The organism is Phycicoccus sp. Soil802, from assembly GCF_001429605.1.
Lineage (GTDB): Bacteria > Actinomycetota > Actinomycetes > Actinomycetales > Dermatophilaceae > Pedococcus.
Genome location: NZ_LMSS01000007.1, coordinates 251,335 through 278,158 on the forward strand (window position 1 = coordinate 251,335; position 26,824 = coordinate 278,158).

Below are 26,824 nucleotides of genomic sequence, written 5' to 3' on the forward strand. Positions count from 1 at the left end.
TCCCAGCGACGACGGACTGCGGAACGCTGCCGAGCCTGCCACCGATCACGGGTGACTCGCGAGTAATGCGACCTCGGACCGCGAGGCGCGCGCTCGCCCGCCACGCGGCATACCGTGGTTGCCACCTGCGTGCTTGCCAACATCGGACGGCACCTGCGACACTATTACAGACCGTTCGGTCAGTTAATCGCCTCACCGCGGAGGGTTGCATGACGGACACCACCACGGCCCAGTCCGGGACCGACGAGGGCGACCTGCTGGCCGGGTTCGAGGCCACCATCGCCCGCAACGACCGCATCGAGCCCCGCGACTGGATGCCCGAGGGCTACCGCAAGACGCTGGTGCGCCAGGTCGCCCAGCACGCGCACTCCGAGATCATCGGCATGCAGCCCGAGGGCAACTGGATCGGCCGGGCCCCCTCGCTGCGCCGCAAGGCCATCCTGCTCGCCAAGGTGCAGGACGAAGCCGGCCACGGGCTCTACCTCTACTCCGCGTGCGAGACCCTCGGGGTCAGCCGCGGGCAGCTCACCGAGATGCTCATCGAGGGCCGCCAGAAGTACTCCTCGATCTTCAACTACCCGACCCTGTCCTACGCCGACGTCGGCACCATCGGCTGGCTGGTCGACGGCGCCGCGATCTGCAACCAGGTGCCGCTGTGCCGCACGTCGTTCGGGCCCTACGGCCGGGCGATGATCCGGATCTGCAAGGAGGAGTCCTTCCACCAGCGCCAGGGCTACGAGCTGCTCATGACGATGATGCGTGGCACCGACGAGCAGCGCGCGATGGTGCAGGAGTCGGTGAACCGGTTCTGGTGGCCGGCGCTGATGATGTTCGGCCCGCCCGACGACGAGTCCCCCAACTCGGCGCAGTCGATGGCGTGGGGCATCAAGCGCAACACCAACGACGACCTGCGCCAGCGGTTCGTCGACATGTCCGTGCCCCAGGCCGAGGCGCTCGGCGTCACCTTCCCCGACCCCGACCTGCGGTGGAACGAGGAGCGCCAGGCGCACGACTTCGGCCAGCCCGACTGGGACGAGTTCATGCAGGTCGTCAAGGGCAACGGCCCGTGCAACACCCAGCGCATCGCGCACCGGCGGGCCGCGCACGAGGACGGTGCCTGGGTGCGGGAAGCGGCCACCGCGTATGCCGCGTCCTCGGCTGCGGAGGTGTCGGCATGAGCGCCGACGAGCGGGTGCGCGCCGAGTGGCCGCTCTACGAGGTGTTCGTCCGGGGCAAGCGCGGGCTCAACCACGTGCACGTCGGCTCGCTGCACGCGGCCGACGACGAGATGGCGCTGCGGCACGCGCGCGACGTCTACACCCGCCGCAACGAGGGCGTGAGCATCTGGGTCGTGAAGTCGACCGACATCGCGGCGTCGAGCCCCGACGAGAAGGACCCGCTCTTCGCCCCGAGCGGCGACAAGGTCTACCGGCACCCCACGTTCTACGAGATCCCCGACAACGTCCCCCACATGTGAGCTGCTGACCATGCCTGAATCACCGCAGCCCGACCCGACGGGTCCGGACGAGCTGGACGCGATCCAGTCGGTGGCCGACGACGTCGCCCACCAGCCGTCGCACCCTGCCCCGGACCCCAACGACGCCCACGGCTCCGTCTACGACGGGCTGCTCGGCGGCGACCCGTCGCACTGGGCCTTCGGCACCGACTTCGAGGACCCGCTGGCCGGCGTCGACACGACCATCCCCGACGGCGTCGACGCGGCCGACCTGGGCACCTACTGCCTGATGCTGGCCGACGACGCGCTCATCGCGTCGCAGCGGCTCTCGGAGTGGACCAGCCGCGCACCCGACCTCGAGGACGACATCGCGCTGTCCAACATCGCGCTCGACCTCCTCGGTCAGGCCCGGTTGCTGCTCGCTCGCGCGGCGGCCGCCGACCCGTCGCTGGTCCCGGCCCTTCCCGAGGGGTCCCCCGTGCCGCCCGAGGACGCGCTGGCCTTCTTCCGCAGTGACCGCGAGTTCCGCAACGTGCGGCTCGTCGAGCTCGACAACGGCGACTTCGCGGTGACCATCGTCAAGCTGCTGCTCTTCTCCAGCGCCCGCATCGCGGTCTTCGAGCAGCTCGTCGACAGCCGTGACCACGTGCTCTCCGCCGTGGCCGCCAAGGGCATCAAGGAGCTGACCTACCACCGCGACTACGCGGGGCGCTGGTTCCTCACCCTGGCCCGCGGCACGCAGGAGTCCCGGCGCCGCATCGACGCCGCCCTGGTGCAGGTCTGGCCGCTGCAGGCCGAGCAGTTCGCGACCCACGAGGTCGAGGCCCGCGTCGCCGAGGCCGGGGTCGGGGTCGACCCGGCGACGGTCTCCGACGCGGTCGCGGTCGTCCTGGCCCAGGTCTTCGCGCTCAGCGGCGTGGAGCAGCCGACCGGTGCGCCGATGGCCGCCGTCCAGGGACGGCAAGGGCGCGACGGCATGCACACCGAGGCCCTGAGCCGGATCCTCGGCGAGCTGCAGGTCGTGGCCCGCGCGCACCCGATGGGTCAGTGGTGACCATGCCCCCGACGACGACCACGAGCGCCACCCGGCCCTCCCGCCGGTTCGATGTAAACACGCCGGATGAACCCGGCGTGTTTACATCGAACCAGGAGCTGCGCGAGCGGGCCCTTGCGCTCGCTCGGACGGTCACCGACCCCGAGATGCCGATGCTCACCCTCGACGACCTCGGCGTGCTCCGCTCGGTGGAGGTCTCCGAGACCGGCGCGGTGACGGTCGCGATCACGCCGACCTACACGGGCTGCCCCGCCATGGCCACGATGAGGGACGACCTCGTGCGGGTGCTCGGCGAGGCCGGGCTCGCCGCGACGGTGCGGGTCTCGCTGTCGCCCGCCTGGTCGAGCGACTGGATCACCGAACGTGGACGCCAGGCACTGGCCGACCACGGCCTCTCGGCGCCCGGTCGCGTGCCGGCCCGCTCGGGGCCCGTCGCGCTGTCCCTGCTGCCCACCCGCCGCGAGCTGCACTGCCCCCGCTGCGGCTCGGACGCCGTCGAGCTGACCTCGGAGTTCGGCCCCACCGCCTGCAAGGCGCTCTACCGCTGCACGAGCTGCCTCGAGCCGTTCGAGCACGTCAAGGAGATCTAGGTCGTGACCGCCTCCACCGGCTCCCTGCTGCTCCCGAAGAAGACCCGGACCACCCCCGTCTTCCACACCCTCACCGTGCACTCAGTGGAACAGCTCACCGACGACGCCGTCGCGGTGAGCTTCGACGTCCCAGCCGAGCTCGCCGCGGCGTACGACTTCGCTGCGGGGCAGTCGCTCACGCTGCGGCGCCGCATCGACGGCGAGGAACACCGCCGCACCTACTCGATCTGCGCCGCCGTCGGTGAGCGACCGCGGATCGGGGTCCGCGAGATCCCGGACGGCCTCTTCTCGCACTGGCTGGTCCACGAGGTCACCCCCGGCACCGAGATCGAGGTGCAGACGCCGTCGGGCAGCTTCCGGGCCGATCCCGCGACCGGAGGTCGGCACCTCTGCATCGCGGCAGGCTCCGGGATCACGCCGATGCTGTCGATCGCGACGACCATGCTCTCGAACCCCGAGTCCGAGGTGACCCTCATCTACGGCAACCGCACCACGGGGTCGGTGATGTTCGCCGAGGAGCTGGCCGACCTCAAGAACCGGTACGGCTCGCGCCTGCAGCTGATCCACGTGCTGTCCCGCGAGCCCCGCGACGTCGAGCTCTTCTCCGGCCGGATCGATGCCGAGCGACTGCGTCGGCTGCTCGACCTGCTCGTGCCGGTGCAGGACGTCGACGACGTGTGGCTGTGCGGGCCGTTCGCGATGATCGGTGCGGCCCGCGAGGTGCTGGCCGAGGTCGGCGTCGCCGAGGAGCACATCCACTTCGAGCTCTTCTACGTCGACGAGCCGCCGCCGGAGCTGCACCGCGCCGACGCCGTGGTCGAGGGCGAGACCAGCGACGTCACCGTCGTCCTCGACGGGTCGAGCTCCACCGCCCCCATGCCGCGCAGCCAGTCGATCCTCGATGCAGCCCAGGCCACCCGCACGGACCTGCCGTTCGCCTGCAAGGGCGGGGTCTGCGGCACCTGCCGCGCCCTCGTCCGCGAGGGCGAGGTCGACATGCGCCGCAACTACGCGCTCGAGAAGGGTGAGGTCGAGCAGGGCTTCGTCCTCACCTGTCAGTCCTACCCCGTCAGCGACGCCGTCACCGTCGACTTCGACGCCTGACCTTCGCCGAGCTCCAGGAGGCCCGCATTTCCAGCAAGCAGAGCGTGACCGAGGCGTTCATCGTCGACGGAGTGCGCACCCCGATCGGCCGGTATGCCGGTGGGCTGGCTTCGGTGCGCCCGGACGACCTCGCCGCCCTCGTCGTGCGCGAGGTGGTGGCCCGGTCCGGCATCGACCCCGAGCTGGTCGACGAGGTGGTCCTCGGCGCGGCCAACCAGGCCGGCGAGGACAACCGCAACGTCGCCCGGATGGCCCTCCTCCTGGCCGGGCTCCCCCAGTCGGTGCCCGGCTTCACGGTGAACCGGCTCTGCGCCTCGGGCCTGACCGCCATCGCCACGGCCCGCCAGATGATCGCCTCGGGGGACGCCGACGTCGTCATCGCCGGTGGGGTCGAGTCGATGACCCGCGCGCCGTGGGTGACCGAGAAGCCGACCAAGGCGTTCGCCCGCCCGGGCGCGACCTTCGACACCTCGATCGGGTGGCGCTTCACCAACCCGCGCTTCGATGCCGACACCACGCTGACCATGCCGCAGACCGCGGAACGCGTTGCGCAGCAATGGAACCTGACGCGTGACGAGCTCGACGCGTTCGCCCTGCGCTCCCACGAACGCGCGCTCGACGCGATCAAGAACGGCCGGTTCGAGGCCGAGACGGTCGCGGTGCCGCTGCGGGACGGCGAGTTCGCCGTCGACGAGGGACCGCGCGCGGACACCAGCCTCGAACGGCTGGCCGCGCTGCGCCCGCTGCACGGTCCTGAGGGGCTGGTCACGGCCGGCAACTCCAGCGCCCTCAACGATGGTGCCGCGGCCGTCGTGGTGGCGAGCGAGCGGTTCATCGAGCAGCACGGCCTCACCCCGCGGGCGCGCGTCGTCGCGGCGGCCAGCGCCGGCGTGGCTCCCGAGGTGATGGGCATCGGCCCGGTCCCCGCGACGCGCAAGGCCCTGGCCCGCGTCGGGTGGACCGTCGACGACCTCGACGCCGTCGAGCTCAACGAGGCCTTCGCCTCCCAGTCCATCGCCTGCGTGCGCGACCTGGGGCTCGACCCCCACCTGGTCAACGCCGACGGTGGCGCGATCGCCCTCGGCCACCCCCTCGGCTGCTCCGGCACCCGCATCGTCGTCACCCTGCTCGGACGGCTCGAGCGCGCTGGTGCCCACCGCGGCTTGGCAACGATGTGTGTCGGCGTCGGTCAGGGCAGCGCCCTCCTGCTCGAACGCCCATGACCCGCAACACTTTTCGACCAGCTTGAGCCTTCCGAACGGAGCACCCATGACCGACTCCACCGCGCTGCCCACGCGGGTCCTCGTCTACGGCGGGGGGCGGATGGGCGCAGGGATCGCGCACGCCTTCCTCGCGGCCGGGTCCTCGGTCCACGTCATCGAGAGCGACACCGAGTCCGCCCGGGCCGCCCTCGAGCGGGTGGCGGGAAGCCTGCGCAAGGCGGCCGACAAGGGCGCGCTGGCGGAGGACCTCGAGGTCATCCTGGGTCGCGTCCGGGTGAGCGCCGGGCCACACCCCGACTACGACGACGCGCAGCTGGCCATCGAGGCCGTTCCAGAGGACCTCGAGCTCAAGCAGACCGTGTTCCAGCGTCTCGAACAGGAGCTGCCCGGGGCAGTCCTGGCCACCAACACCAGCTCGCTGTCGATCGACGCCATCGCCGACGGGCTGCAGGCTCCGGAGCGTGTCATCGGGCTGCACTTCTTCAACCCGGTCCCCTCCAGCGACCTCCTGGAGGTGGTCGTCGGGAGCCGGACCGCGCCCGAGCTCGTCGAGCAGGCGCGTGGCTGGGCCACCTCGCTCGGCAAGACGGCCATCGTCGTCAAGGACTCACCCGGGTTCGCGAGCAGCCGCCTGGGTGTCGCCATCGCGCTGGAGGCGGTGCGGATGGTGCAGGAGGGCGTCGCGTCGGCGGAGGACATCGACACCGCGATGACGCTCGGCTACCGACACCCCATCGGTCCACTGCGCACCACCGACATCGTCGGGCTCGACGTGCGGCTGGCCATCGCGGAGCACCTCGCCCGCGAGCTGGGCCCGCGGTTCGAGCCGCCGCAGCTGTTGCGCGACAAGGTGGCCGCCGGTGAGCTGGGTCGCAAGACCGGACGGGGCTTCTACGACTGGTGAGGCTGGTCGAGCGCCAGGCCGTCGAACACGATGGTGGTGATCGCCTCGGAGAGCTGCTGGCCCTCGACGCCACCCCCGGCGCGGTGCCACTCGACGAGTGAGTTGACCATGCCGAACAGCAGCCGGCTGACCAGGGCCGGCGGCACGTCGGTGCGCAGCGACCCCTCGTCGATGGCTTCCTTGACGAGCGCGGCGAGCCGCGCGTCGATCTCGCGGCGGCGCCGCAGCGCGGCCCGCTCCACCTCACTGTTGCCGCGCACGCGCAGGAGCAGCGTGACCGCTGGCTGGTGTTCGACCAGCACCTCGACACTGCGGTGCACCGCCTGCCGCAGTCGGGCGTATGCCGTGCGACCGGCCGCGTCGTTGCTGGCCTCCTCGATGACGCGGGTCAGCCCGTCGAGGGCCTCGTCGAGGGCGAGGGACAGCAGGTGGGTCTTGCTCGGGACGTGGTGGTAGATCGCCGACTTGCTGAACCCGAGCTCCCGGGCCAGGTCACCCATGCTGGTGCCGTCGTACCCTTGCTCGTTGAAGAGCTCGATCGCCCTGCGCAGGACCGTCTCCTGGTCGTAGCCGGGGCGCCCGCGCCGCGGTGAGCCAGAGGTCGCAGGTGCTGGTTCGCTCACGTCGGCCAGACTCTCACAGCCACACCGGGTCGATCGCCGTCCAAGGGGCGCCGCGCGGGCGGGATGGCCAGGGACCAGACTCGGGACATGGCTGTCTTCTCCTCATCCAAGCGCTCGACCGCTGTCGTGCCGCACCCGCGCGACGCGGTCTGGGCGGTGCTGAGCGACGCGAAGCTGGTGGCGCGGCTGACTCCGATGGTGCGGTCGATCGAGGACCACGGCAGCACCTGGCTCTGGAAGCTCGCGCCGATCGAGGTGCTCGGCAAGAGCATCGGGCTCTCGTTCACCGAGCGGATGGAGTTCACCCCGAAGGAACGGATCGTCTACACCCACGAGCCGAAGGGGGCCGAGCGGGCCGGGGTCGAGGGCACCTACCAGCTGGCCGACAGCGGCACCGGGACCCGACTCACGATCGAGCTCGGAGTCGAGGTCGACCTGCCGTTCCCCAAGCTGGCCAAACCCGCCGTCCAAGCGTCCATGCACGCCGTCATCGCCGCCATGGGAGTCGGGTTCGCCCGCAACCTCGAGCGTGAGCTGGCTCGTCGGGAGCGCTGACCTCGGCCGCCCGGCGTCAGCCTGACAGCGATCCGGTCCAGGCCGCATCGGAGCTCAGTGGGCCGAGGATGTCGCGACCAGGGTCCGGGACCGCGGCGTCGGGGACCGCGAGCGCCCGGTCGATCGCCTCGGCGACCGGCGTGCGGGCGTGGCCCCGGGGTATCAGCTGGACCATCAAGTCCGGTCGACCGCAGACCATGTCGTGGTGCAGGCTCTCGACCAGCGACTGCACGGTGGAGGCGGGTGCGCGGGTGAGCGCGGGCGCCAGCCGGGACACCAGCGCCGTCGGCAGGCCCGGCACCCGCACCTGCACCCGGCGCAGCCCGGCGCGGTCGGCGTAGAGCCGCAGCAACGCGGCATACGGCATCCGCTCGCCGCTGCCCAGGTCGAAAGCGCGGCTCACAGCCGGTGCGGTGACGGCGCCGACGAGGGCGGCGACCACGTCCGTGACGGCGACGGGTTCGACCCGGCTGTCCATCCAGCGCGGCAGCACCTGGACCGGCAGCCGTTCGCTCAGCTGGCGCATGATCTCGAACGAGGTCGACCCGCTGCCGACCACCATCGCCGCGCGGAGGGCCAGGGTCGGGACGCCCGAGTCGGTGAGCACCTGTTCGACCTCGCGCCGCGACCTCAGGTGCGGGGACAGGTCGCCGTCCGCGACGGCCGGGACCAGGCCGCCGAGGTAGACGATCCGGCCGAGGCCGGCGCGCACCGCGGCGTGCGCCGCGTTGTAGGCACCCTCGCGGTCACTGGTCGCGAAGTCGTCGCCCCCGAGCCCATGAACGAGGTAGTAGAGCGCCTCGGCGCCGGCGACGGCCGATCGCACCGTGGGGCGGTCGAGGACGTCGACCTCGACCACCTCCACCCGGTCGACCCACCAGAACCGCTCCGCGGCTGCCGCCCTGGTGAAGGTGGCCGTCACCTGGTGGCCGGCCGCGAGCAGGGCCGGCACGAGACGGCTGCCGACGTAGCCGCCCGCGCCCATGACGACGACTCGCACCAACGACTCCCGGGGTTCGGCCGTGGCCGCCGGCGGCACCCACGAATGCCTCGAACCTACCTCGCGGGTGCGGCGACCTCCCCACTCACCTCAGCCGCCGGGCCCGGCACCGCCACGGGGGACCACACGACGGACCGCAGCGCCAGCATGCGGGCCTGGGTCACCCTGGCCCGGACCGCGGCGACCTCCTCACGGGTGACCAGGCCGACCGCCTCGGTGTGCTGCCAGCCCGGCCCGTGGACCGTCACGGTGAGCTGCACGCTGCCGGTCGCCCCGGCACCGGTCGGGGCGCGTCGCCACACCCTGCGCCGCGGGGGTCCCTGCTCCTTCAGGGTCCACCGCACGCCGTTCACCGGCGCGCTGCCGGCCGGGGTGAGCACGGTGCGACTGGTCGCCGAGACCGCACCGATCCTCAGGATGAGTCGTTCCGTTCCACGCGCCTGCACTGCTTCCACGGGCTCTGCTCCTCATTGACGAGGCCGGGTGGGGACCCCGGCGCCTGCACGGGCGCCGACACGTGGCGCCTCCCCCTCAAGGAGTGCGCACGGCGGTGCTCGTGACGCGCGACGCCGGTATTCCCCACCGTCGTCCCCGCTCGCCGGCGAGGCCTAGTGACGTCGGCTGCGTCGGCCGAGCCCGGTGAGCAGGATGCCCGACCCCAGCAGGACCGCCGCGGCCCCCGCGAGGTGCACGGCGTCGAGGCCGGTGAAGGCCAGCGCAGAGTCGTCCGTCAGGCCCAGGGCTCCGCCGGTGGTGCCGCTCCCGGTGGTGACGAGCACGCCGCCGGTCGTGACCGGCGCGGTGACGGTGCCCGTCCCCGTGGCGGTCGTGCTGGGCGAGGTCGTGGGCGAGGTCGTGGACGAACTGGTGGGTGCGGTCGTGGACGACGGCGACGGCGACGTCGTGGACGTGGTCGTGGACGTGGACGTGGTCGTGGTCGTGGTGGGGGACGGCGTGCCCTCTCCGTCACCGCCCGCGTCGCTGTGGCGGACCGTGTCGTGGACCGGCGTCGTGCGACCGTCCATGGTCACCGAGCCGTCGTTGCCGTAGGTCGCGAGTGACGGGTCGACGACATCCGCCCGGACCCACAGCTCGGCGTACTCCCCTGCCGGGACGTCCGACCACGTGACCGAGAGCGCTTGGGTCGTGCACGAGATCTCGGGGACGTACTGCGCGTCGTCCCGGGGTGCGGTGACGTTGCCGTCGGCGTCGAGGACCTTGCCGATCGACGCCTTGAGCGAGCCGCAGTCGAGCGCCAGACCGGGGCCGGGCGCGTCGGTGATGGTCACGTCGCTGACCTCCGAGGTCGTGGCGGGCGTGCGGATCACCGACCGGGTCTTGGTCTGGCTGGTGTCGTCCCACCACATGTACTTGCTGGCCTCGGTCCGGTCGACGGCGCAGTCGTGGGTGCAGGGGCCGACCGTGGGCAGGTCGACCCGGACCACCTGGTCGCCGACCTGGAAGTCCAGGTGGACGGTCTCGTCGGTGGTCTCGGCGCTGTACCGGGTCGAGAAGTGACAGGTCCCGTGCAGGTCGACGGGATGAGTGCGGACGTAGTCCGTCAGGGTGAACACCACGAGGCCGTCGGCGCCGGCATGGGCGTGGGCCACCGGCTGGCCGTCCGGCGCAGCGAGGTCGAAGTCCGCCGAGCCGAACCACTGCAGCTGCGGTGGCAGCTGGAGGCTGAAGGTGTCGCCGGGCGACGATCCGTCCGGGACGGCCCACCTGCAGGCGAGATCGACGCGGTCCCACTGAGTCGTGCTCGTCGCGGTCGTCGTGATCGAGGTGATGGCCCCGTCGATCGTGGCCGCCCGAGCCGCCCCGGCCCCCAGCAGCGTCGCGCCAGCCAGCACCAGGCAGGCGGCCAGTGCTGCGAGCCATCGGCCGACTCCCGGCAGCCGGATCAGCGTCGTCCCCGGTCCTGCGTGTCCGACGTCAGCGTTCGTCATGTATCCCCCAGCGAGAAGTTCGTGTCCGTCACAGTTCGATCCATCCAGGCAGCCGCGAGCGGCCCCTGCTGACCGAGACGCGGTCGCCCTCGATGTGTGACGTGGGTGGCCGGACACCGGCATCCGGCCCCGGAGGTCATCGGCAGCGAGCGGCTCACGCGTCACGAAATGGCGGCGGCATCGTCTCAGCGGCGGCGACGAGATGAGGGGTGGTGAGGGCCTTGGCGCTGGGTGGCGCCCGATGCCGGGGCCCTCACGCGAGGGAGCTGCGTCACCAAAGGTGCCGCAGTCAGTCCTCCAGTTGAAGCCGCGTCCTCCAGCCGAAGGCGTGACCGGGGGGCCGGTGTCGGCCGACCTGACCCGCGTGCCCCTCGTCCAGTCGACCCGCGCACGTCGACCACCGACCGAAGGGGGACCTCGGAATGACATCGACAGGCAGCAGCTTTCCCGAACCCGCCGACTGCCCGGAGCCGGACGGGGCCGGCGGGATCGGCAGGTGGACGTTCGGCCTCGAGGCCGAGGAGGTCGAGCGACCCCACGTCGTCGTGACCCTCGACACCCGCACTGGAGGCGCGACCTTCTCCGGCCCCTACCGCACCGCCATCGGCGCCCTCTGCGCGGCGGATGTGGAGTACCAGGTGGACCGGGACCAGGGTGGTCGGGGCGAGCTCACCTTCCACGTCGCAGCCCTGCACGCTCCGATCAGCGACGCCGAGCAGGACGTGCTCTTCGACGGGGAGGGCGACGCCCTCGCCCGTGGCCACGGGCCACGACCGCTGGCGCAGGTCCTGGCGTTGTTGGCCACGGTGGCGCAGCGCACCATCCGACGCCGACCGCTGCTCACGGCGGGCAGCATCGCCGTCACTGCGGCGGCCCGCGCCTCCAGCGCAGGCGACGGCTGGATGCGGCGTGGGCGCACCCCGCGCCACCGCCATCTCGGGCGCGACCACCTGCTCGGACGCGGGGCCCGGTGAGCGCAGACCCGCTGGCCACCGACCTGGACCTCGTCGAACGGGCTCGCGACGGGTCCCAGGAAGCCGTCGTCGAGCTCTGGGTGCGGCACTACCCGGCTGCCCTCGCGGCCGCGCGCAGGAGCTCCCGGCAACCGCGCGACGCGGAGGAGCTCGCCTCCGACGCCTTCTCCAACATGCTGGGCGCCTTCGCGTCCGGGGGCGGTCCCACGGGGTCCGTGCGCGCCTACCTGCTCACCTCTGTGCGCAACCTCGCGGTCACCCGCTCGCGCCGCGCGTCGTCCTCCGAGGTCCTCAGCGACGACGTCGCCGTCTTCGAGGACGGCTCGCGCGGACCGGTCGACCCGATGGCCCGCCAGACCGAGGTCTCGATGATGCGCCAGGCCTTCGCGGCGCTGCCTCGCCGCTGGCAGCTCATCCTGTGGCGCACGGCGGTCGACCATGACCGCAACATCGAGATCGGCCAGGACCTGGGCATCTCCCCGAACGCCGTCGCCGCCCTCGCCAAACGAGCCAGGCGGGGGCTGCGGCAGGCCTACCTCCAGACCCACCTGAGCACCAACGGCCTGGAGCCCGGCTGTGAGCCCTTCGTGCGCCGGCTGCCGATGCTGGCCGTCGACGGGTCCGTCGCCGCCGACGACCTGGCCCGCCACCTGTCGACCTGCCCCACCTGTCCTGGTCGGCTCGCCGAGCTGCAACGCGTGGAGCAGCAGCTGGGCTCGATGCTGGGGCCAGCGGTGCTGCTGACGGCACCGGGGTTCCTGACCCACGCGATGGCGACGACGGCAGGCGCGTCCGTCGCGGGCGCCTCCGCAGCGGCCGGAGGGGGTGGGGCAGCCGCGTCCAGCCTCGTGGGTGGGACCGGGGCAGCCGCGCCGGCGGCCGCCGGCGGGTCGGGAGCAACCACCACGACCTCGTCCCTGGTCGCCAAGCTGAGCGTCGGCAAGGTCGTCGCCACCGCCGTGGGGGCCGCGGCGGCGGTCTCGGCCGGCTTGCTGATCCTGCCCGACGACCCGCCCCCCAGTCCGCCCTCCGCGCAGGTGACCCCGACCACGACGCCGCCGATCGCGTCGACGGATCCCCCGAGCCCCTCCCCGACCGAGACGGCGGCCCCGACCACGACCCGCGAGACCAGCGCGCCGCGGACCACGAGCCCTCCGCCGGCGAAGCCATCGCCGAGCGCCCCGGCGCCGCCGCCGCGTCCTGCCGCGACCACGCCTTCGTCCTCTTCGCCGACCCCGACCCGCAGCCCGTCGACGACCGTGGCCACCACGCAGCTGCAGGTCTGGATGAGGATCTCCGGACCGGCCGACGCGACGTCGATCGAGGTGGACGCGCAGGCCCAGGGCACGACCGGTGCCGTCAGCCTCACCCTGCGGGTGCCGTCCGGCGTCGTCCTTCGCCGTGCGTCGGGCGACTGGAGCTCCTGCGAGCAGAGCGGTGACCTGATCTCATGCACCGCCAGGTCGGCATCAGGGGACTGGTCCGGGATCATCGTCACGCGCTGGGACGACGACGCCTCCGGCCGGGTGACGGCGGAGGTCGAGGCCACCTACCGCAACGGCGGCCGCGTCAACGCCTCGGCCTCCGCCAGCTGGCCGCCGTAGGACCTCGAGCAACTTCGTTCCCTCGATCTGGCTGGACGCCTGGCCGGTGCAGGGTTTCAGCGATTGGTCGGACCCTCATCGGGATGGGTTCAGCGGCCGTTCGGGCCAGAGCTACGCAGTTTGCTAGAGGTACGGGTCACCCATCAGCGGGAGGATGCGCTGTGCAGGATGGGTCAGGAGGGATCCTCGATGAACGCCACTCCGAACTTCGTCCGTCGCCAGCTGTGGCTGTTGGTGCCCGCTGCGCTCGTCACCGCCATGCTGTCGCCCGCCGGGGCGACACAGGCCGCCCCGGCGAAATCGCCGGACAAGCTGAAGCCGAAGTTTACGACGGCCGCGGCGTTCGACGTGTCGCCGTCACTTCGTGAGCTGGCCAAGGCAGCCAAGCACGGCACAGCGCGGCCCGACGTCGTGGGCCGAGACCCGAACCTGAGGTCGGCCGTCGCCCGTGCAGGCGCGGCCGACGGCGCGCTGCAGTCCGACGCCTCGCCCAGCGCCCTCGCCATCCCCGGCACCCTGGCCAACTTCGAGGGCCTCAGCAACCAGGACAACTTCACCGTCCTGGGCGGCCGGGTCAACCCACCCGATCCCAACGGTGAGGTCGGGCCGAACCACTACGTGGAGATGGTCAACCTCGTCTTCGCGGTGTACTCCAAGAACGGCACGCGGTTGCTCGGACCCGTGGAGACCGGCACGTTGTGGAACAACTTCCCGATCGACGAGTGCACCGAGCCGTCCGGTGACCCCGTGGTCATCTACGACCAGGTGGCCGACCGCTGGATCCTGACGCAGTTCACCACGCGCGGGATCGACTACCCGGACGAGCCGCTCAACCTGTTCTACAACTGCGTCGCCGTCTCGACGAGCCCTGACCCGACCGGCTCGTACTACCGCTACGCGTTCACCACCGGGTACAACTTCCCCGACTACCCCAAGTACGGCGTGTGGAAGGACTCGTACCTCATCACCACCCGCGAGTTCGGCATTCTCGACCCGAGCATCTACGGCATCGGTGTCTACGGGCTCGAGCGGAACAAGATGATCGTGGGCGACCCAGCCGCGCGTGCGGTGAGCTTCCTGGTGACCGACAGTGCCGTGCCGCTCAACCTGATCGGCGACGGGCTGCTGCCACCGGACGTCGACGGAAAGACCAAGCCCAGGAACGACGCCCCCGCACCGATCGTGGGGACCCAGGACGACAACGCCCCCTATGGAGCGACCTTCGACGCGCTGAACATCTGGGAGTTCGACGCCAAGTGGCGCTCGACCCCGACGGCGTCGATGGTCCTCAAGACTCAGCTGCCAGTCGCGTCGTTCGACTCGGACTTCCCGTGTGTCGGTGGCTTCGGCTCCAGGGACTGCCTCCCCCAGCCGGGCATCACGAACACGGCGCAGTACCTCGACATCCTGTCCTACCGGCAGCGGCCCTCCTTCCGGTTGGCCTACCGCAACCTCGGCACCTCCGAGTCCCTGCTGACGAACCAGTCCGTGGAGGCCGCTCCGGGTGTGGCCGGGGTGCGCTGGTACGAGATCCGGCGCACCAACGGCGTCTACAGCGTGCGCCAGCAGGGCACCTACGCGCCCGCTGACGGTGTCCATCGGTGGATGGGAAGCATCGCCGCCGACAAGAAGGGCAACTTCGGGCTCGGCTACAGCGTGGTCAACGGCACCGACGTGTTCCCGGGCATCCGCTACACCGGGCGGATGGCGGCTGACCCGCTCGGCCAGATGCCCCTGGGCGAAGGCACCATCGTCAACGGGACCGCAGCCCAGACCACAGCCAACTCGCGCTGGGGCGACTACACCGACCTGACCGTGGACCCCGTGGACGACTGCACGTTCTGGTACGTCAACGAGTACTACACCGTGGCCAGCGCGGCGTCGGCACCCAACGGAAACGGGTGGACGACCCGGATCGCCAGCTTCAAGCTGCCCGGGTGTTGACCCGCCCGCACCCGGACGCCCCCGCTCTGCGCTCAGACGGTCGCCCAGGCGTCAGATCCCCCTAGTTGAAGAGGAAGTGGGAAATGTTCGAAACACTACGAGCGACGCCGACCATCGCGGTGTCAGACCTCGAGAGGGCCAAGAAGTTCTACGGCGAGACGTTGGGCCTGCAGGTCAAGGACGAGCGGGCCGATGGGGTCCGGTACGAGGCGGGTGGCGGATCGCTGGTGCTCGTCTATCCCTCCCAGTTCGCCGGAACTGCCCAGAGCACCTACATGGGCTTCGACGTGGACGACGTCGAGAAGGCGGTGGGTGAGCTCCGCGAGCGCGGGGTGGTCTTCGAGGAGTACGACATGCCGGGCTTGAAGACAGTGGACGGCATCGCCGAGATCGAGGGCGTGAAGGGCGCCTGGTTCAAGGATCCCGACGGCAACATCCTGTCGATCGGCCAGGAGACCTGACACCGCCCGGCCCGACCTCCGGTCACCCCGTCGCGACACCACTCCCGGTCCGCGTTCCTGACTCCGCGTCGCCCTGCGTCTCTGCCATCGTGGCGAGGACGAGCTTGCGGACGTCGGTGGCGCCGGGCAGCGTCAGCGCCTGCCCCGCCAAGGACGCGCAGTGCTCGACGTCGAGCTGACGGATGGCCGCCTTGACCCTGGCGACCGCGGGAGGCGAGACGCTGAGCTCTCGCACGCCGAGCCCGACGAGAATCGGGATGGCCAGCTCGTCGGAAGCGGCCTCGCCACAGACAGCCACGTCGACCCGACCACTCGCTGCTCGACAGACGTGGTCGATCAAGCGGAGCACGCCCGGGTCGAGAGCGTCCGAGAGTGCGGCGACGGCGCCGTTTCCGCGTTCGGCCGCAAGGGTGTACTGGGTCAGGTCGTTGGTGCCGATGCTCACGAAGTCGACGTAAGGCAGGAGAGCCTCGATCTTGAGCGCGGCCGAGGGGACTTCGATCATGGTGCCGATGTGCAGACCCGCCGGAAGGCCCGACGATCCGGCAGCTTCGACGAGGACCTGTCGCGCCTCGATCAGCTCGTCGGGTGTCGACACCATCGGGAGCATGATGCTGGTCGGCGAGTGCCGCGCCGTGTGGCAGATGGCGGCCATCTGGTCGCGCAGCAGGTCCCGGTTCCTCAGGCTCAGCCGGATGCCGCGCTGGCCGAGGAACGGGTTGGCCTCGGGGGGCATGGGCAGGTACGGCAGTGGCTTGTCGCCGCCCACGTCGAGGGTTCGCAGGGTGATCCGCCGACCCTCCATGGCCTCGGCGATGGAGTCGTACTGATCCTGTTGTTCGTTGATGTCGGGAGCTGCGGTCCGGTCGAGGAAGAGGAACTCCGTGCGCACCAGTCCGGCGCCGTCCGCCCCGGCCGCGAGCGCGGCACGCGCGTCGCTCACCGATCCCAGGTTGGCCGCCACGAGGATGCGGGTGCCGTCACGAGACACCGCGGGGTGGTCGGCGAGGGCGACCTGGCGAACGCGTTGCTCCGCGGCCTCGGCGGCGCGGCGCTGGTACTCCTCGATCAGCTCGGGCGCGGGATCGAGGTGCAGCGCACCGGTGGCCCCGTCCAAGAGGATCGTCCTGCCTTCGGGGATGCCCAGCACCTCGGGGCCGGCCGCGACCACGACCGGGATGTCGCGGGCCCGCGCCAGGATGGCCGCGTGCGAGGTCGGACTCCCCTGGGCGAGGACCACTCCGGTCACCAGCGCGAGGTCCAGGCCTGCGGTCTCGGCGGGCGTGAGGTCGCTGGCAACCAGCACACCCTCTCCCGTCATCCGGCGGGCCGGTTGACCGGTCAGAGCCTGCAGCACCTGTTCTCCGACCGCGCGGACGTCGGCGGCCCGCTCCCTGAGGTAGGGGTCGGGAAGCTCGGCCCACTGACGTTCGACCTCGGCGAGTGAGCCGGCCCAGGCTGCCACCGCGCCGGTGCCAGGGCGAATGCGCGCCTTGACGTCGCCCAGCAGCTCGGTGTCGGTGAGGAGGGACAGGTGCGCGTCGAAGATGCTGGCCTGGTCGGGCCCGAGCTCGCGCTCTGTGAGGACCCGGACGTGCTCGATCTCCCGACGCACGGCCGCCACCGACGCCAGGACCCGCCGCCACTCCTGAGCCGGCTCTCCTGCGGGGTGGAGGGCGGGATCGACCGGCTCGGCAGCCAGTCGGCGGACCGGGCCGACCGCGATTCCCGGGGACGCGGCAAGCGGCCCGCTGCGGCTGGGGGTGGGTCGCGGCGGAGCGGGTGGGGCGGAGACCTGCTCGGGGGGTTCGTCGAACCGTCGCTTGGCGAGCGCGAGGACGTGCTCGACGGCCTCCTGGGCCTGCGGCCCGGTGGCGCGGACCTCGACCTCGTGCCCGTGCAGAGCCGTGAGCGTCGCGACTCGGCTCAGGCTGGCGGCGGGGACGGGTCCGGCGCCGGTGGTGAGGTTGCGCAGCTGGACGGACGCATCGAGGGCGCGGACCTCGCTGACGAGTCGGGCGGCCGGTCGGGCGTGCAGACCGTGCGGGTTGGCCACCGGAAACACTCCGACGATGGCTGCCTGCGCCTGGTCCTCCGGCTCGGGCGCGACTCCGGGCTCCGGGGTCGACAGGTGGGCGGCCTTGCCCATCACCGCGTTGCGGGCCTCGGCCGCGACCTCTTCCCTGCTGGCGCCACCCGCGGCGGCGACGGCGGCCACGATGAGGCCTTCGACCAGGGGGGCCGGCGACAGCGTGACCCGATCGCGGATGGAGGAGTCCTGGAGGAGGTCGAGCGCGAGCTCGGCACTGAGCACGGCGCTCCCGAGGTCCATGAGGACCACGACGCCCGCTGGGCTGTCCGCCCGTTCGATCGCCTGCATGATGCTGACCGCGTCGGTACCGAAGGTCGTGTCGTCCAGACCAGCCGCTACTTCGATCGTCAGTGGGCGGCCATGGAGCATCTCCCCTGCCAGCGTCACGGCGGCCAGGGCGAGTGCGCGGCTGTGGGAGACCACGATCAGCCCGACCCGGCGCTCGGCATCCGTTGCCGGCGCGTTGGCCGATGTGCTCTCGGTCATGTCACTGCCTCCGCTGCTGGTCGTGCTGACGTGGGTGGTGGATCGGGGGCTGGCTCAGGAGGCTGCATCTGCTGCAGCGTCCAGCAGCAGCGCCACGCTCGCCGCCCCGGGATCCTGATGGCCCACGCTGCGTTCGCCGAGGTAGCTGGCTCGCCCTTTGCGCGCCAGCATGGGCGTCGTGGCGTCACGACCCGCCGCGGCGGCATCCCGGGCGGCCTTGAGCCCGGTGGCCAGGGTGGCCTGGTCCGTCAGCGCTGCTTCCAGCGCTTCGACGGCAGGCGCGAGGGCGTCATACATCGTCTTGTCACCGGGGGCGGCCTTGCCTCGATCGACGATGCCCCCGAGCCCGGCTCGCAGCGCCGCTGCGACATCGCCTGCCGAGACCGTTTCGGCGGTGGCCCCCAGCGAGCCCCCCATCCTCATGAAGAAGGTCCCGAACAGGGGCCCGCTGGCCCCACCCACCGTCGAGACCAACGTCATCCCCACCTTGGTCAGGAGCGCGCCGGCCGTCGGCGGCCGGCTCTCATCGAGCGCGGCCACGGCGGCCTTCATGCCCCGGTCCATGTTCGACCCGTGGTCGGCATCGCCGATCGCCGCGTCGAGCTCGGTCAGGTGCTCGCGGTTGGCGGCGATGAGGTCCGCGAACCCGCGCACCCATTGCTCGAAGACCGCCGTGGTCACGTTCTCGCTCATCCTCAGATGCCCCATCTCAGTGCAGCAGTGTTGACAGGAGCGTCCCAGAGGGAGAGCAGCTCGTCATCGACCCTGAGCAGGGTGATCGACACGCCGGCCATGTCGAGCGAGGTGATGTACGAGCCGACGAGCGACCGAGCGATGGGCACGCCGCGCCCGCCGAGGATCTTCTGGACCTCGTTGAAGACCACGTAGAGCTCGATGAGCGGAGTGCCGCCGAGACCGTTGACGAACGCGATGACGGGGTTGCCCCTGGTGAACGGCAGGTCGGAGAGAATCGGCTCGACCAGGAGCGAAGCGATCTCGCTCGCCGGGGCGAGCGGCAACCGCGCGCGGCCCGGTTCTCCGTGGATGCCGACACCGAGCTCCATCTCGTCGTCGCCCAGGTCGAAGGTCGGGTGGCCTGCAGCCGGCACCGTGCACGAGGTGAGGGCCAGGCCCATGCTCCGGCCGTTCTCGTTGACCGTCCTGGCGACCTGGGCGACCTCGTCGAGGTCGCGCCCCTGCTCTGCGGCCGCCCCCGCGATCTTCTCGAGGAGGACGGTGACGCCGACTCCGCGTCGCCCTGCCGTCCAGGTGCTGTCCTGGACCGCCACGTCGTCGTCGGTGACCACCGACACGATGCGGGCACCGGTCTCTGCCGCCGCCATCTCAGCGGCCATCTCGAAGTTCATCACGTCGCCGGTGTAGTTCTTGACGACGTGCAGGATCCCTGCGCCTCCGTCCACCAGCTTGGTCGCGGCCAGGATCTGCCCGGGGACCGGGGAGGTGAAGATCTCGCCGGCACACGCTGCGTCGAGCATGCCCAGGCCGACGAATCCACCGTGGAGCGGTTCGTGTCCGGACCCTCCTCCGGAGATGAGGCCCACCTTGCCTCGCTTCGGGGCGTCACCGCGGTAGATGACCTTGCTCTCGTGGTCGACCCGCAGTTCGGGGTGAGCGGCTTCGATGCCACGCAGTGCCTCCACGACGACGTCGTTCGGGTCGTTGATCAACTTCTTCATCAGAGTCTCTTTTCGCAGTCAACGGGTTCGGGACGCGTCAGACGGTGCTGGTCTGGCGGGAGATGGCGGCCTGGGGGTCCGGGTCACCGAGGTCCAGCCCGGGAGCCGCGACGGCGCGGTCAGCCGGGGTACGGGTGAGCAGGCCGTAGAGGAGGGCGGCGACGACTCCGGCGAGGAGCTCGGCCGCCAGGTAGACCGGCAGCTGGTGCCACTTCACCTCGCCACCCGCGAGCTGCTGGACGAGCATGGGACCAACGGTACGAGCCGGGTTGATGGATGCGCCCGTGGCCGGAGCGACGGGGATGATGGCGGCGAAGACGACCAGGCCGATGGCGACGCCGGCGAACCCCGCGGCGGCCTTGCGATGGATGACGCCGAAGATGGTGAACACGAGGATGAAGGTGCCCACGAACTCGGCCGTGAAGGCCTGCAGCCAGCTGATGTCGCCGTAGGCGGCAACTCCCAGGCCCACGTCGCTCGCTTGGTGTCCGAGGACCCCGATGATCGCGGCCGCCCCGACGATCGCACCGACGACCTGGGCTCCGAGGTAGGCCGGCACCTGGGCCCACGGGAACTTGCCCGACACGGCCAGGCCCAGGGTGACCGCCGGGTTGATGTGGTTGCCGCCCACGTGCCCCAAGGCGTAGACGGTGGCCACGACCACGGTGCCGAACGCCAGGGAGATGACGCCCAGGTCGGCCATGGTGAACGGCGCCTTGCCGTTGACGATGAGGGTGGCGGGGACCGACCCCACGCCGATGAACACCAGGAAAGCCGTTCCGATGACCTCAGCGCCCAAACGCTGGAGGAGATTGGTCTCGTCAAGCATCGCCCTTGCCCCTTTGCAAGTTGTCTGAATTTCATTCGATATTGTCGAACGTGATTTGGAGGCTACCCCTATGATTCACTGGGAGGCAAGAGTTTTCGTGAAGTAGGTCACAGCGGAGAGGACAAACGTGATCCAATCGGTCGATCGCGCCATCCGGGTGCTCAGCGCGCTTCAGGGCGCGCGGCGGATGAGCCTGTCCGAGCTGGCCGCGCGCCTCGAGCTGGCACCCTCGACCACTCACGGGATCGTCCGCAGCCTGGTCGAGCACGGGATGGTGGTGCAGGAGCGCGGCTCGAGCCGGTACCAGCTCGGCCCCGCCGTCCTGCGGCTCGGCAACGTCTACCTCGACACGCTGGAACTGCGGTCCAAGGCCATTCCCTGGGCCGAGGATCTCGCCCGGCGCACGGGTCTTGCCGTGCGCACCGGGGTGCTGCTCGTCGACGACGTCGTGATCATCCACCACGAGCCGCGCCCGGATGGCAGTCGCCAGATGCCGGAGGTGGGCATCGTCATCCCGGCCCATGCGAGCGCCCTCGGCAAGGCTCTGCTCGCCTTCCTCCCTGACGACGAGAAGCGAGTGCTCACCTCGGCAGAGCTGCGCAGCATGACCGGCGAGACGATCACCTCCGCCGACCAGCTGCGCGAGCAGCTGGAGGTGATCCGGTCGACCGGCATCGCCCTCGAGCAGGACGAGGCCGTGCTCGGTGAGAGCTCGCTGGCCAGCCCCGTCTTCGACTCGTACGGAGAGGCCGTGGGGGCCGTGGGGGTCGTGATCCCCTCAGACGGCGACGTGGCCCGCCACGAGGCGCGCGACCTGGTTCGCGACACCGCGCGATCCGTGTCGCGCGAGCTGGGCGCCCAGGCGTGGCCCCCTCGCCCCGATGGCCAGAACCTCCGGTGATCGCCGTTGCGCCGCCACCTGGGGTCTCACGCGATTCCCACGTAGGTCGTCTCGAGGTACTCCTCGATGCCTTCGAGCCCGCCCTCGCGCCCGAACCCAGAGGCCTTCATCCCGCCGAAGGGCGCGGCGGGGTTGGACACGATGCCCTGGTTGACCCCGACCATGCCGACCTCCAGCTGCTCTGCGAGCCGTAGCACTCTCGAGAGGTCGCGGCTGAAGACGTAGGCCGCCAGCCCGTACTCGGTGTCGTTGGCTCGCGAGATGGCCTCGTCCTCGGTGTCGAAGGTCGCGATGGCCGCCACCGGGCCGAAGATCTCCTCACGCAGGAGCCGAGCGTCGGCAGGCACATCGGTGAGGACGGTGGGTGCGTAGAAATGGCCCGTCTCCCCCACTGGCTTGCCCCCGCAGGCAACCCGGGCGCCGCGCAGGACGGCGTCGTCCACGAGCTCTTCGACCTTCGCCTGCGCCGGCGCGTCGATCAGCGGCCCGACGTCGACGCCGGCCTCGGTGCCGCGCCCGATGGACAGCTGCTCCATCCGCGCCGTCAGGCGGGTGGCGAACTCGTCGGCCACACCTGACTGCACGAGGAACCGGTTGGCTGCCGTGCACGCCTCCCCCATGTTGCGCATCTTGGCCAGCATCGCGCCGTCCACTGCTGCATCGAGGTCGGCATCGTCGAACACGATGAACGGGGCGTTGCCGCCCAGCTCCATGGAGACCCGCAGCAGCTGGGTGGCCGACTGCTCGACGAGCGTGCGGCCGACAGGCGTCGACCCGGTGAAGGTGAGCTTGCGGGCCCGCGGGTCCCGGATGAGCGGCTCCATCACCGCAGCGGTCCGGGTCGTGGTGATGACGTTGAGCACCCCGGCCGGGAGCCCGACCTCGTCGAGCAGGGCGGCCAGGGCGAGCATCGACAGCGGTGTCTGCGTCGCGGGCTTGACCACCATGGTGCAGCCGGCGGCGATGGCAGGGCCGATCTTGCGGGTCCCCATCGCGAGCGGGAAGTTCCACGGCGTGACCATCAGGGTGGGTCCGACCGGCTTCTTCATGGTGAGCAGTCGCGTGGCGCCGTTGGGCGCGGTCATCCACCGCCCCGAGATGCGCACCGCCTCCTCGGAGAACCACCGGAAGAACTCGGCGCCGTAGGCCACCTCTCCCCGCGCCTCGGCCAGCGGCTTGCCCATCTCGAGGGTCATCAGCGTCGCGAAGTCCTCGGCCCGCTCGGTGAGCAGCTCGTATGCCGCCAGCAGCAGCTCCCCGCGCTCGCGCGGCGCCGTGGCGGCCCAGCTCGCTTGCGCCGCCGAGGCGGCGGCGAGGGCGTCGCCTCCGTCGGTCACGGTGGCGTCAGCGACGCTGGCGAAGGCCAGACCCGTGGAGGGGTCCTCCACCGGTACTCGCGCGCCGTCAGACGCTTCGCACCAGGCGCCGTTGATGAACAGGCCGGTGGGAACAGCTGCAACGAGCGCCTGCTCGGCGGGTGACAGTGTCATGTGGTGAATCTCCCTGTGCTGCAGCGGTTGTCAGGCGTGGGCCGCGAAGGCCTGCTCGAGGATGTCGAGCCCTTCGTGAAGCAGCTCGTCGGAGATGGCCAGCGGCGGCAGGAAGCGCAGCACGTTGCCGAAGGTCCCTGCGGTGAGGGTGACCAGACCCTGCTGGTGACACGCCGCGTTGATCCGAGCGGTGAGACCGGGGTTGGGGGTGTCGTCCCCGCCGCCGGTGACCAGCTCGACCGCGAGCATGGCGCCGCGGCCGCGGACCTCCCCGACGACGTCGAACTTCTCGGCGAGCTGACGGAGCCGTTCCGTGAACAGCGCACCCACCTGGCGGGCACGACCACACAGGTCCTCCGCCTCCATGGTCTCGATGGCGCCGAGCGCCGCGGCGCAGGCCACCGGGTTGCCTCCGTAGGTGCCACCCAGCCCGCCCGCGTGGACGGCGTCCATCATCTCGGCGCGGCCGGTCACGGCAGCCAGGGGCAGGCCGCCCGCGATCCCCTTCGCCGTCGTGATGAGGTCCGGGACCACACCCTCGTGGTGGCAGGCGAACCAGTCACCCGTGCGGCAGAAGCCGGTCTGGATCTCGTCGGCGATGAACACGATGTCGTGCTCGCGGCACCAGTCGGCCACCCGGCGCAACCAGCCCTCTGGGGGCACGATGAAACCGCCCTCCCCCTGGATCGGCTCGATGATCACGGCCGCGACGTTGTCCTCGCCCACCTGGGCGTGCACCTGCGACGTGAAGGCCTCGAAGGCCTCGTCTGCCACCCGGGTGCGATCGCCCGCCCAACGGTAGGGATAGGCCATCGGGACCCGGTAGACCTCGGAGGCGAACGGCCCGAACCCGTGCTTGTAGGGCATGTTCTTCGCGGTCAGGGCCATGGTGAGGTTGGTCCGCCCGTGGTAGGCGTGGTCGAAGGCCACGATGGCCGTGCGGCCGGTGAACACCCGCGCGATCTTCACGGCGTTCTCGACTGCCTCGGCACCGGAGTTGAACAGTGCCGACCGCTTCTCGTGCGTCCCCGGCGTGAGGGCAGCGAGCTTCTCGCAGACCGCGAGGTACTCCTCGTACGGCGTCACCATGAAGCAGGTGTGGGTGAACTCCTCCACCTGCCTCTGCACGCGCTCGACGACCCGCGGCGCCGAGCTGCCCACGGTGGTCACCGCGATACCCGAGCCGAAGTCGATGAGGTGGTTGCCGTCGACGTCGACCAGCACTCCCCCCGCAGCCCGCTCGATGTAGACCGGCAGACCCGTCCCGACCCCAGCGGCGACGGTCGCCACCTTGCGCTCCTGCAGGGCCTGCGAACGCGGACCCGGGATGGCAGTGACGAGGCGACGACGCTGCTCGACGGCTACAGACATGGGATCTCCTTGGGGGCCAGCGGAAAGACGCAGGTGTTACGGGTGGTCACCGCCCAGCCTCGGGCGCCGCCTGCCATGCTGTCCAATACCTGTTGAGCCTCGTCCCCATGCCTCGGAGGCATACCGTGGAGATCCGCACCCTGCGCTACCTCGTCGCCGTCGCCGACCTGGGATCGGTGACCGCGGCGGCCACCGCGGTGCACGTCACCCAGCCCTCGTTGTCGCGCCAGCTGCGCCAGCTGGAACGCGAGCTCGGAGTCGACCTCTTCGTCCGCGACGACGGCCGGCTGCGGCTGAGCGCGGCCGGTGCGGAGTTCCTCCCGGTCGCCCGGTCCCTCGTGGTCCAGGCCGAAGCAGCACGCAACATCGCCGCGGCCATCGCCGCCGGTCGGCTGCAGCGCGTCACGATCGCCGCCCCCGGGACCACCCTGACCGATGTCGTGGCTCCGTTCCTCGCCACCCTCGAGGCTGACGACCCGATGCCTGCCGTCCTGGAGGAGACCCCCGCCTCGGTCTACGCCACCCTCACCCTGGGGGCAGACCTGGCGATCGGCACGACGCCTCCTCCGGACCAGCTCGCCGGGATCGCCCTCGCCGACCTGCCCGTCTGGGCCTATGTCCCACGCACCCATGAGTGGGCCGGTCGCGGCCAGGTCCCACTCGCCGACCTGGTGGACCGCCCCCTCCTGACCCAGGACCGCGACTACCACCCGCGTCGCGCCCTCGACAGTGCGGTGGCGGCGGCACGCCTCGCCTACACGGAGCTTCACGAGTTCGGCTCCCCTGAGGTCGCGCAGGCGGTCGCCGCGTCAGGCCGTGGCATAGCCGTCGTCTCGGACGACCCGCGGTTCGACCTCCAGCCGCTCACCATCGACGGCCCCACCGGGCCGTTGGGGATCAGCCTGTATGCCGCGTGGCAGCCAGGCCACCACGGCGCGGCCACCATCGGCCGCCTTGCCGCGCGGCTGGCCGCCTTCTGCGTGGCCCGCTACGGCGAACAGGTGACGCCACCACGGCGCCGGGCACGGCGGCATACCGCGACGCCGTGAGTGGTCACGAGGCGTGGCTGCTCATCACGTGCTTGATGCGGGTGTAGTCCTCGAGCCCGAAGATCGACAGGTCCTTGCCGACGCCGGACTGCTTGAAACCGCCGTGCGGCATCTCGGACGGGATGACCTGGTGGCAGTTGACCCACACGACGCCGAAGTCCAGGTCGGCCGACAGTCGGGTCGCGCGCCCGTGGTCGCGGGTCCAGACGCTCGAGGCCAGCGCGAAGTCGACGCCGTTGGCCTTGGCCAGCGCGTCGGCCTCGTCACGGAAGGACTGCACCGTCAGCACCGGACCGAAGATCTCGCGCTGCACGACCTCGTCGTCCTGCTGCACTCCTGCGACCACCGTGGCGTCGACGAAGTAGCCCGGGCCGTGGCTCGTCCCGCCCGCGACCACGGAGGCGTGGGCGGGCAGCCGTTCGAGGAAGCCCTCGACCTGCGCCTGCTGCGTCACGCTGTTCACCGGACCGAAGGCGACATCGGCGTCGTCGGGATGGCCAGCACGCCGGGCCGAGGCGGCCGACGCCAGCAGCCCCACGAACTCGTCGTGCACCCGCGCGTGCACGAGGACCCGGGTGGCGGCCGTGCAGTCCTGACCGGCGTTGTAGTAGCCGGCACCGGCGATCGCCTCGGCGGTCGAGGCCAGGTCGACGTCGTCGAACACCACGGCCGGAGCCTTGCCCCCCAGCTCGAGGTGGACGTTCTTGAGGGTCTCGGCCGCCGAGGCCATCACCTGGGACCCCGCCCGCGTGCTCCCGGTGATGGCCACCATGTCCGGCCGCGGATGGGACACCAGTGCGCGACCCGTGTCGCGGTCGCCACAGACCACGTTCAGCACCCCGGGTGGCAGCACCTCCTGGGCCAGCTCGGCCAGGCGGACCGTGGACCACGGCGTGGTGTCGGACGGCTTGAGGACCACGGTGTTCCCCGCCGCCAGGGCCGGCGCGATCTTCCAGATCGCCATCATCAACGGGTAGTTCCACGGGGTCACCTGCGAGATGACCCCGACGGGCTCGCGCCGGATCGAGGAGGTGAAGCCGGCTTCGTACTCCGCGCTGGCCACACCTTGGAGGACCCGCGCTGCGCCGGCGAAGAAGCGGAGCTGGTCGATGCACGGCAGCAGCTCCACCTCGCGGGTCAGGGCCCGCGGCTTGCCGGTGTTGCGCACCTCGCAGTCCAGCAGCTCCTCGGCGTGCACCTCGACCAGGTCGGCGAGCTGCAGCAGTGCTCGCTGGCGCTGGGCAGGCGTGGTCCGACGCCAGCCGACGAAGGCGTCGGAGGCGGCGCCCACGGCCGCATCCACGTCTGCCGCGGACGACAGCGGGGATTCGCCCAGCACGGCCCCGGTGGCGGGGTCGTGGAACTCCATCGAGGCGGCCGACGAGACGGCCCGCCCGTTGACGATGTTGCGCAAGGAAGGCATGACGAGCTCCAGCAGGGTGTCGGTGGGTGGAGGTGAGTGTGTCGA

The 26,824-nt window shown here is 71.1% G+C and carries 25 protein-coding genes; 14 read left to right on the forward strand and 11 right to left on the reverse strand.

Translation table 11 applies throughout. The features are described from left to right. The first annotated feature begins 209 nt into the window (after window positions 1-209). Genes paaA through ASG91_RS18180 form a run of 7 tightly spaced genes read left to right on the forward strand, consistent with a single transcriptional unit; the run spans window position 210 to window position 6,331 of the window. Complete coding sequence (gene paaA / locus ASG91_RS18150) at window positions 210-1,178, forward strand: 1,2-phenylacetyl-CoA epoxidase subunit PaaA (protein ID WP_056924042.1); 969 nt, start codon at window positions 210-212, stop codon at window positions 1,176-1,178. Then, window positions 1,175-1,477, forward strand: a complete 303-nt coding sequence (paaB, locus tag ASG91_RS18155; protein WP_056924043.1) for a 1,2-phenylacetyl-CoA epoxidase subunit PaaB — start codon at window positions 1,175-1,177, stop codon at window positions 1,475-1,477. The genes paaA and paaB overlap by 4 nt, the downstream gene beginning before the upstream one ends. A gap of 10 nt (window positions 1,478-1,487) precedes the next feature. After that, window positions 1,488-2,510, forward strand: coding sequence for a 1,2-phenylacetyl-CoA epoxidase subunit PaaC (gene paaC / locus ASG91_RS18160; protein ID WP_082592734.1), 1,023 nt, complete (start codon window positions 1,488-1,490; stop codon window positions 2,508-2,510). Window positions 2,511-2,512: 2 nt separating this feature from the next. Further along, a complete protein-coding gene (gene paaD, locus ASG91_RS18165) occupies window positions 2,513-3,100 on the forward strand; it encodes a 1,2-phenylacetyl-CoA epoxidase subunit PaaD (RefSeq protein WP_082593278.1) in 588 nt (195 codons plus the stop codon). Between the two features lie 3 nt (window positions 3,101-3,103). After that, on the forward strand, window positions 3,104-4,204 hold the full coding sequence (gene paaE, locus ASG91_RS18170; RefSeq protein WP_082594301.1) for a 1,2-phenylacetyl-CoA epoxidase subunit PaaE: 1,101 nt from the start codon (window positions 3,104-3,106) through the stop codon (window positions 4,202-4,204). 44 nt (window positions 4,205-4,248) lie between these two features. Next, a complete protein-coding gene (locus ASG91_RS18175; RefSeq protein ID WP_056924044.1) occupies window positions 4,249-5,427 on the forward strand; it encodes an acetyl-CoA C-acyltransferase in 1,179 nt (392 codons plus the stop codon). A gap of 46 nt (window positions 5,428-5,473) precedes the next feature. After that, a complete protein-coding gene (locus ASG91_RS18180) occupies window positions 5,474-6,331 on the forward strand; it encodes a 3-hydroxyacyl-CoA dehydrogenase family protein (protein ID WP_056924045.1) in 858 nt (285 codons plus the stop codon). Here the strand turns inward: ASG91_RS18180 and ASG91_RS18185 are convergent. Next, window positions 6,319-6,954, reverse strand: coding sequence for a TetR/AcrR family transcriptional regulator (locus ASG91_RS18185; RefSeq protein WP_056924046.1), 636 nt, complete (start codon window positions 6,952-6,954; stop codon window positions 6,319-6,321). The two genes, ASG91_RS18180 and ASG91_RS18185, sit on opposite strands and share 13 nt — an antisense overlap. 87 nt (window positions 6,955-7,041) lie before the next feature. On the opposite strand from ASG91_RS18185, the gene ASG91_RS18190 reads away from it, so the two are divergent. Next, complete coding sequence (locus ASG91_RS18190; RefSeq protein ID WP_056924047.1) at window positions 7,042-7,509, forward strand: SRPBCC family protein; 468 nt, start codon at window positions 7,042-7,044, stop codon at window positions 7,507-7,509. A gap of 16 nt (window positions 7,510-7,525) precedes the next feature. Here ASG91_RS18190 and ASG91_RS18195 read toward each other — a convergent pair whose 3' ends face one another. From ASG91_RS18195 to ASG91_RS18205, 3 genes are all read right to left on the reverse strand, one after another. Continuing rightward, window positions 7,526-8,509, reverse strand: a complete 984-nt coding sequence (locus ASG91_RS18195) for an NAD(P)H-binding protein (RefSeq protein WP_056924048.1) — start codon at window positions 8,507-8,509, stop codon at window positions 7,526-7,528. Window positions 8,510-8,565: 56 nt separating this feature from the next. Then, complete coding sequence (locus ASG91_RS18200; RefSeq protein WP_157606420.1) at window positions 8,566-8,964, reverse strand: hypothetical protein; 399 nt, start codon at window positions 8,962-8,964, stop codon at window positions 8,566-8,568. A 153-nt stretch (window positions 8,965-9,117) separates the two neighbouring features. Further along, complete coding sequence (locus ASG91_RS18205) at window positions 9,118-10,458, reverse strand: Ig-like domain-containing protein (protein WP_056924050.1); 1,341 nt, start codon at window positions 10,456-10,458, stop codon at window positions 9,118-9,120. A gap of 422 nt (window positions 10,459-10,880) precedes the next feature. Between ASG91_RS18205 and ASG91_RS20930 the strand changes: the two genes are divergently transcribed. The 4 genes from ASG91_RS20930 (at window position 10,881) to ASG91_RS18225 (ending at window position 15,441) form a co-directional block, all read left to right on the forward strand. Continuing rightward, complete coding sequence (locus ASG91_RS20930) at window positions 10,881-11,432, forward strand: hypothetical protein (protein WP_056924051.1); 552 nt, start codon at window positions 10,881-10,883, stop codon at window positions 11,430-11,432. Further along, complete coding sequence (locus ASG91_RS18215; protein WP_056924052.1) at window positions 11,429-13,036, forward strand: RNA polymerase sigma factor; 1,608 nt, start codon at window positions 11,429-11,431, stop codon at window positions 13,034-13,036. Before ASG91_RS20930 ends, ASG91_RS18215 begins: the two co-directional genes overlap by 4 nt. Before the next feature lie 189 nt (window positions 13,037-13,225). Next, complete coding sequence (locus ASG91_RS18220) at window positions 13,226-14,980, forward strand: hypothetical protein (RefSeq protein ID WP_056924053.1); 1,755 nt, start codon at window positions 13,226-13,228, stop codon at window positions 14,978-14,980. Between the two features lie 83 nt (window positions 14,981-15,063). Continuing rightward, window positions 15,064-15,441, forward strand: a complete 378-nt coding sequence (locus tag ASG91_RS18225) for a VOC family protein (RefSeq protein WP_056924054.1) — start codon at window positions 15,064-15,066, stop codon at window positions 15,439-15,441. A gap of 22 nt (window positions 15,442-15,463) precedes the next feature. Here the strand turns inward: ASG91_RS18225 and ptsP are convergent, their stop codons facing one another. Genes ptsP through ASG91_RS18245 form a run of 4 tightly spaced genes read right to left on the reverse strand, consistent with a single transcriptional unit; the run spans window position 15,464 to window position 20,545 of the window. After that, window positions 15,464-18,019, reverse strand: a complete 2,556-nt coding sequence (gene ptsP, locus ASG91_RS18230; protein WP_082594304.1) for a phosphoenolpyruvate--protein phosphotransferase — start codon at window positions 18,017-18,019, stop codon at window positions 15,464-15,466. 54 nt (window positions 18,020-18,073) lie between these two features. Continuing rightward, window positions 18,074-18,712: a dihydroxyacetone kinase subunit DhaL gene (gene dhaL / locus ASG91_RS18235; protein WP_056924055.1), complete on the reverse strand. Its 639-nt coding sequence runs from the start codon at window positions 18,710-18,712 to the stop codon at window positions 18,074-18,076. Between the two features lie 2 nt (window positions 18,713-18,714). After that, complete coding sequence (gene dhaK / locus ASG91_RS18240) at window positions 18,715-19,716, reverse strand: dihydroxyacetone kinase subunit DhaK (protein ID WP_056924056.1); 1,002 nt, start codon at window positions 19,714-19,716, stop codon at window positions 18,715-18,717. Between the two features lie 37 nt (window positions 19,717-19,753). Continuing rightward, on the reverse strand, window positions 19,754-20,545 hold the full coding sequence (locus ASG91_RS18245) for an MIP/aquaporin family protein (RefSeq protein ID WP_082592746.1): 792 nt from the start codon (window positions 20,543-20,545) through the stop codon (window positions 19,754-19,756). 127 nt (window positions 20,546-20,672) lie between these two features. Between ASG91_RS18245 and ASG91_RS18250 the strand changes: the two genes are divergently transcribed. Then, window positions 20,673-21,446: an IclR family transcriptional regulator gene (locus ASG91_RS18250; protein ID WP_056924057.1), complete on the forward strand. Its 774-nt coding sequence runs from the start codon at window positions 20,673-20,675 to the stop codon at window positions 21,444-21,446. A 26-nt stretch (window positions 21,447-21,472) separates the two neighbouring features. Here the strand turns inward: ASG91_RS18250 and ASG91_RS18255 are convergent, their stop codons facing one another. Both ASG91_RS18255 and gabT read right to left on the reverse strand, forming a co-directional pair. After that, window positions 21,473-22,936, reverse strand: coding sequence for an NAD-dependent succinate-semialdehyde dehydrogenase (locus ASG91_RS18255; protein WP_056924058.1), 1,464 nt, complete (start codon window positions 22,934-22,936; stop codon window positions 21,473-21,475). Between the two features lie 30 nt (window positions 22,937-22,966). Next, complete coding sequence (gabT, locus tag ASG91_RS18260) at window positions 22,967-24,307, reverse strand: 4-aminobutyrate--2-oxoglutarate transaminase (RefSeq protein WP_056924059.1); 1,341 nt, start codon at window positions 24,305-24,307, stop codon at window positions 22,967-22,969. A gap of 107 nt (window positions 24,308-24,414) precedes the next feature. Here gabT and ASG91_RS18265 point away from each other — a divergent pair, with 107 nt between their 5' ends. Then, window positions 24,415-25,356 carry a LysR family transcriptional regulator gene (locus ASG91_RS18265; RefSeq protein WP_235545769.1) on the forward strand — a complete coding sequence of 314 codons (942 nt, stop codon included), beginning with the start codon at window positions 24,415-24,417 and terminating at the stop codon, window positions 25,354-25,356. 4 nt (window positions 25,357-25,360) lie between these two features. On the opposite strand, the gene ASG91_RS18270 is transcribed toward ASG91_RS18265, so the two are convergent. Further along, a complete protein-coding gene (locus ASG91_RS18270) occupies window positions 25,361-26,779 on the reverse strand; it encodes a gamma-aminobutyraldehyde dehydrogenase (RefSeq protein ID WP_056924061.1) in 1,419 nt (472 codons plus the stop codon). Window positions 26,780-26,824: the final 45 nt, after the last annotated feature.

Coding starts and splice junctions, on each gene's coding strand:
- paaA (WP_056924042.1), top strand. CDS start 210: ATGACGGACACCACCACGGCCCAGTCCGGGACCGACGAGGGCGACCTG.
- paaB (WP_056924043.1), top strand. CDS start 1,175: ATGAGCGCCGACGAGCGGGTGCGCGCCGAGTGGCCGCTCTACGAGGTG.
- paaC (WP_082592734.1), top strand. CDS start 1,488: ATGCCTGAATCACCGCAGCCCGACCCGACGGGTCCGGACGAGCTGGAC.
- paaD (WP_082593278.1), top strand. CDS start 2,513: ATGCCCCCGACGACGACCACGAGCGCCACCCGGCCCTCCCGCCGGTTC.
- ASG91_RS18180 (WP_056924045.1), top strand. CDS start 5,474: ATGACCGACTCCACCGCGCTGCCCACGCGGGTCCTCGTCTACGGCGGG.
- ASG91_RS18190 (WP_056924047.1), top strand. CDS start 7,042: ATGGCTGTCTTCTCCTCATCCAAGCGCTCGACCGCTGTCGTGCCGCAC.
- ASG91_RS18205 (WP_056924050.1), bottom strand. CDS start 10,458: ATGACGAACGCTGACGTCGGACACGCAGGACCGGGGACGACGCTGATC.
- ASG91_RS20930 (WP_056924051.1), top strand. CDS start 10,881: ATGACATCGACAGGCAGCAGCTTTCCCGAACCCGCCGACTGCCCGGAG.
- ASG91_RS18220 (WP_056924053.1), top strand. CDS start 13,226: ATGAACGCCACTCCGAACTTCGTCCGTCGCCAGCTGTGGCTGTTGGTG.
- ASG91_RS18225 (WP_056924054.1), top strand. CDS start 15,064: ATGTTCGAAACACTACGAGCGACGCCGACCATCGCGGTGTCAGACCTC.
- ptsP (WP_082594304.1), bottom strand. CDS start 18,019: ATGACCGAGAGCACATCGGCCAACGCGCCGGCAACGGATGCCGAGCGC.
- dhaL (WP_056924055.1), bottom strand. CDS start 18,712: ATGAGCGAGAACGTGACCACGGCGGTCTTCGAGCAATGGGTGCGCGGG.
- dhaK (WP_056924056.1), bottom strand. CDS start 19,716: ATGAAGAAGTTGATCAACGACCCGAACGACGTCGTCGTGGAGGCACTG.
- ASG91_RS18245 (WP_082592746.1), bottom strand. CDS start 20,545: ATGCTTGACGAGACCAATCTCCTCCAGCGTTTGGGCGCTGAGGTCATC.
- ASG91_RS18255 (WP_056924058.1), bottom strand. CDS start 22,936: ATGACACTGTCACCCGCCGAGCAGGCGCTCGTTGCAGCTGTTCCCACC.
- gabT (WP_056924059.1), bottom strand. CDS start 24,307: ATGTCTGTAGCCGTCGAGCAGCGTCGTCGCCTCGTCACTGCCATCCCG.
- ASG91_RS18265 (WP_235545769.1), top strand. CDS start 24,415: ATGCCTCGGAGGCATACCGTGGAGATCCGCACCCTGCGCTACCTCGTC.
- ASG91_RS18270 (WP_056924061.1), bottom strand. CDS start 26,779: ATGCCTTCCTTGCGCAACATCGTCAACGGGCGGGCCGTCTCGTCGGCC.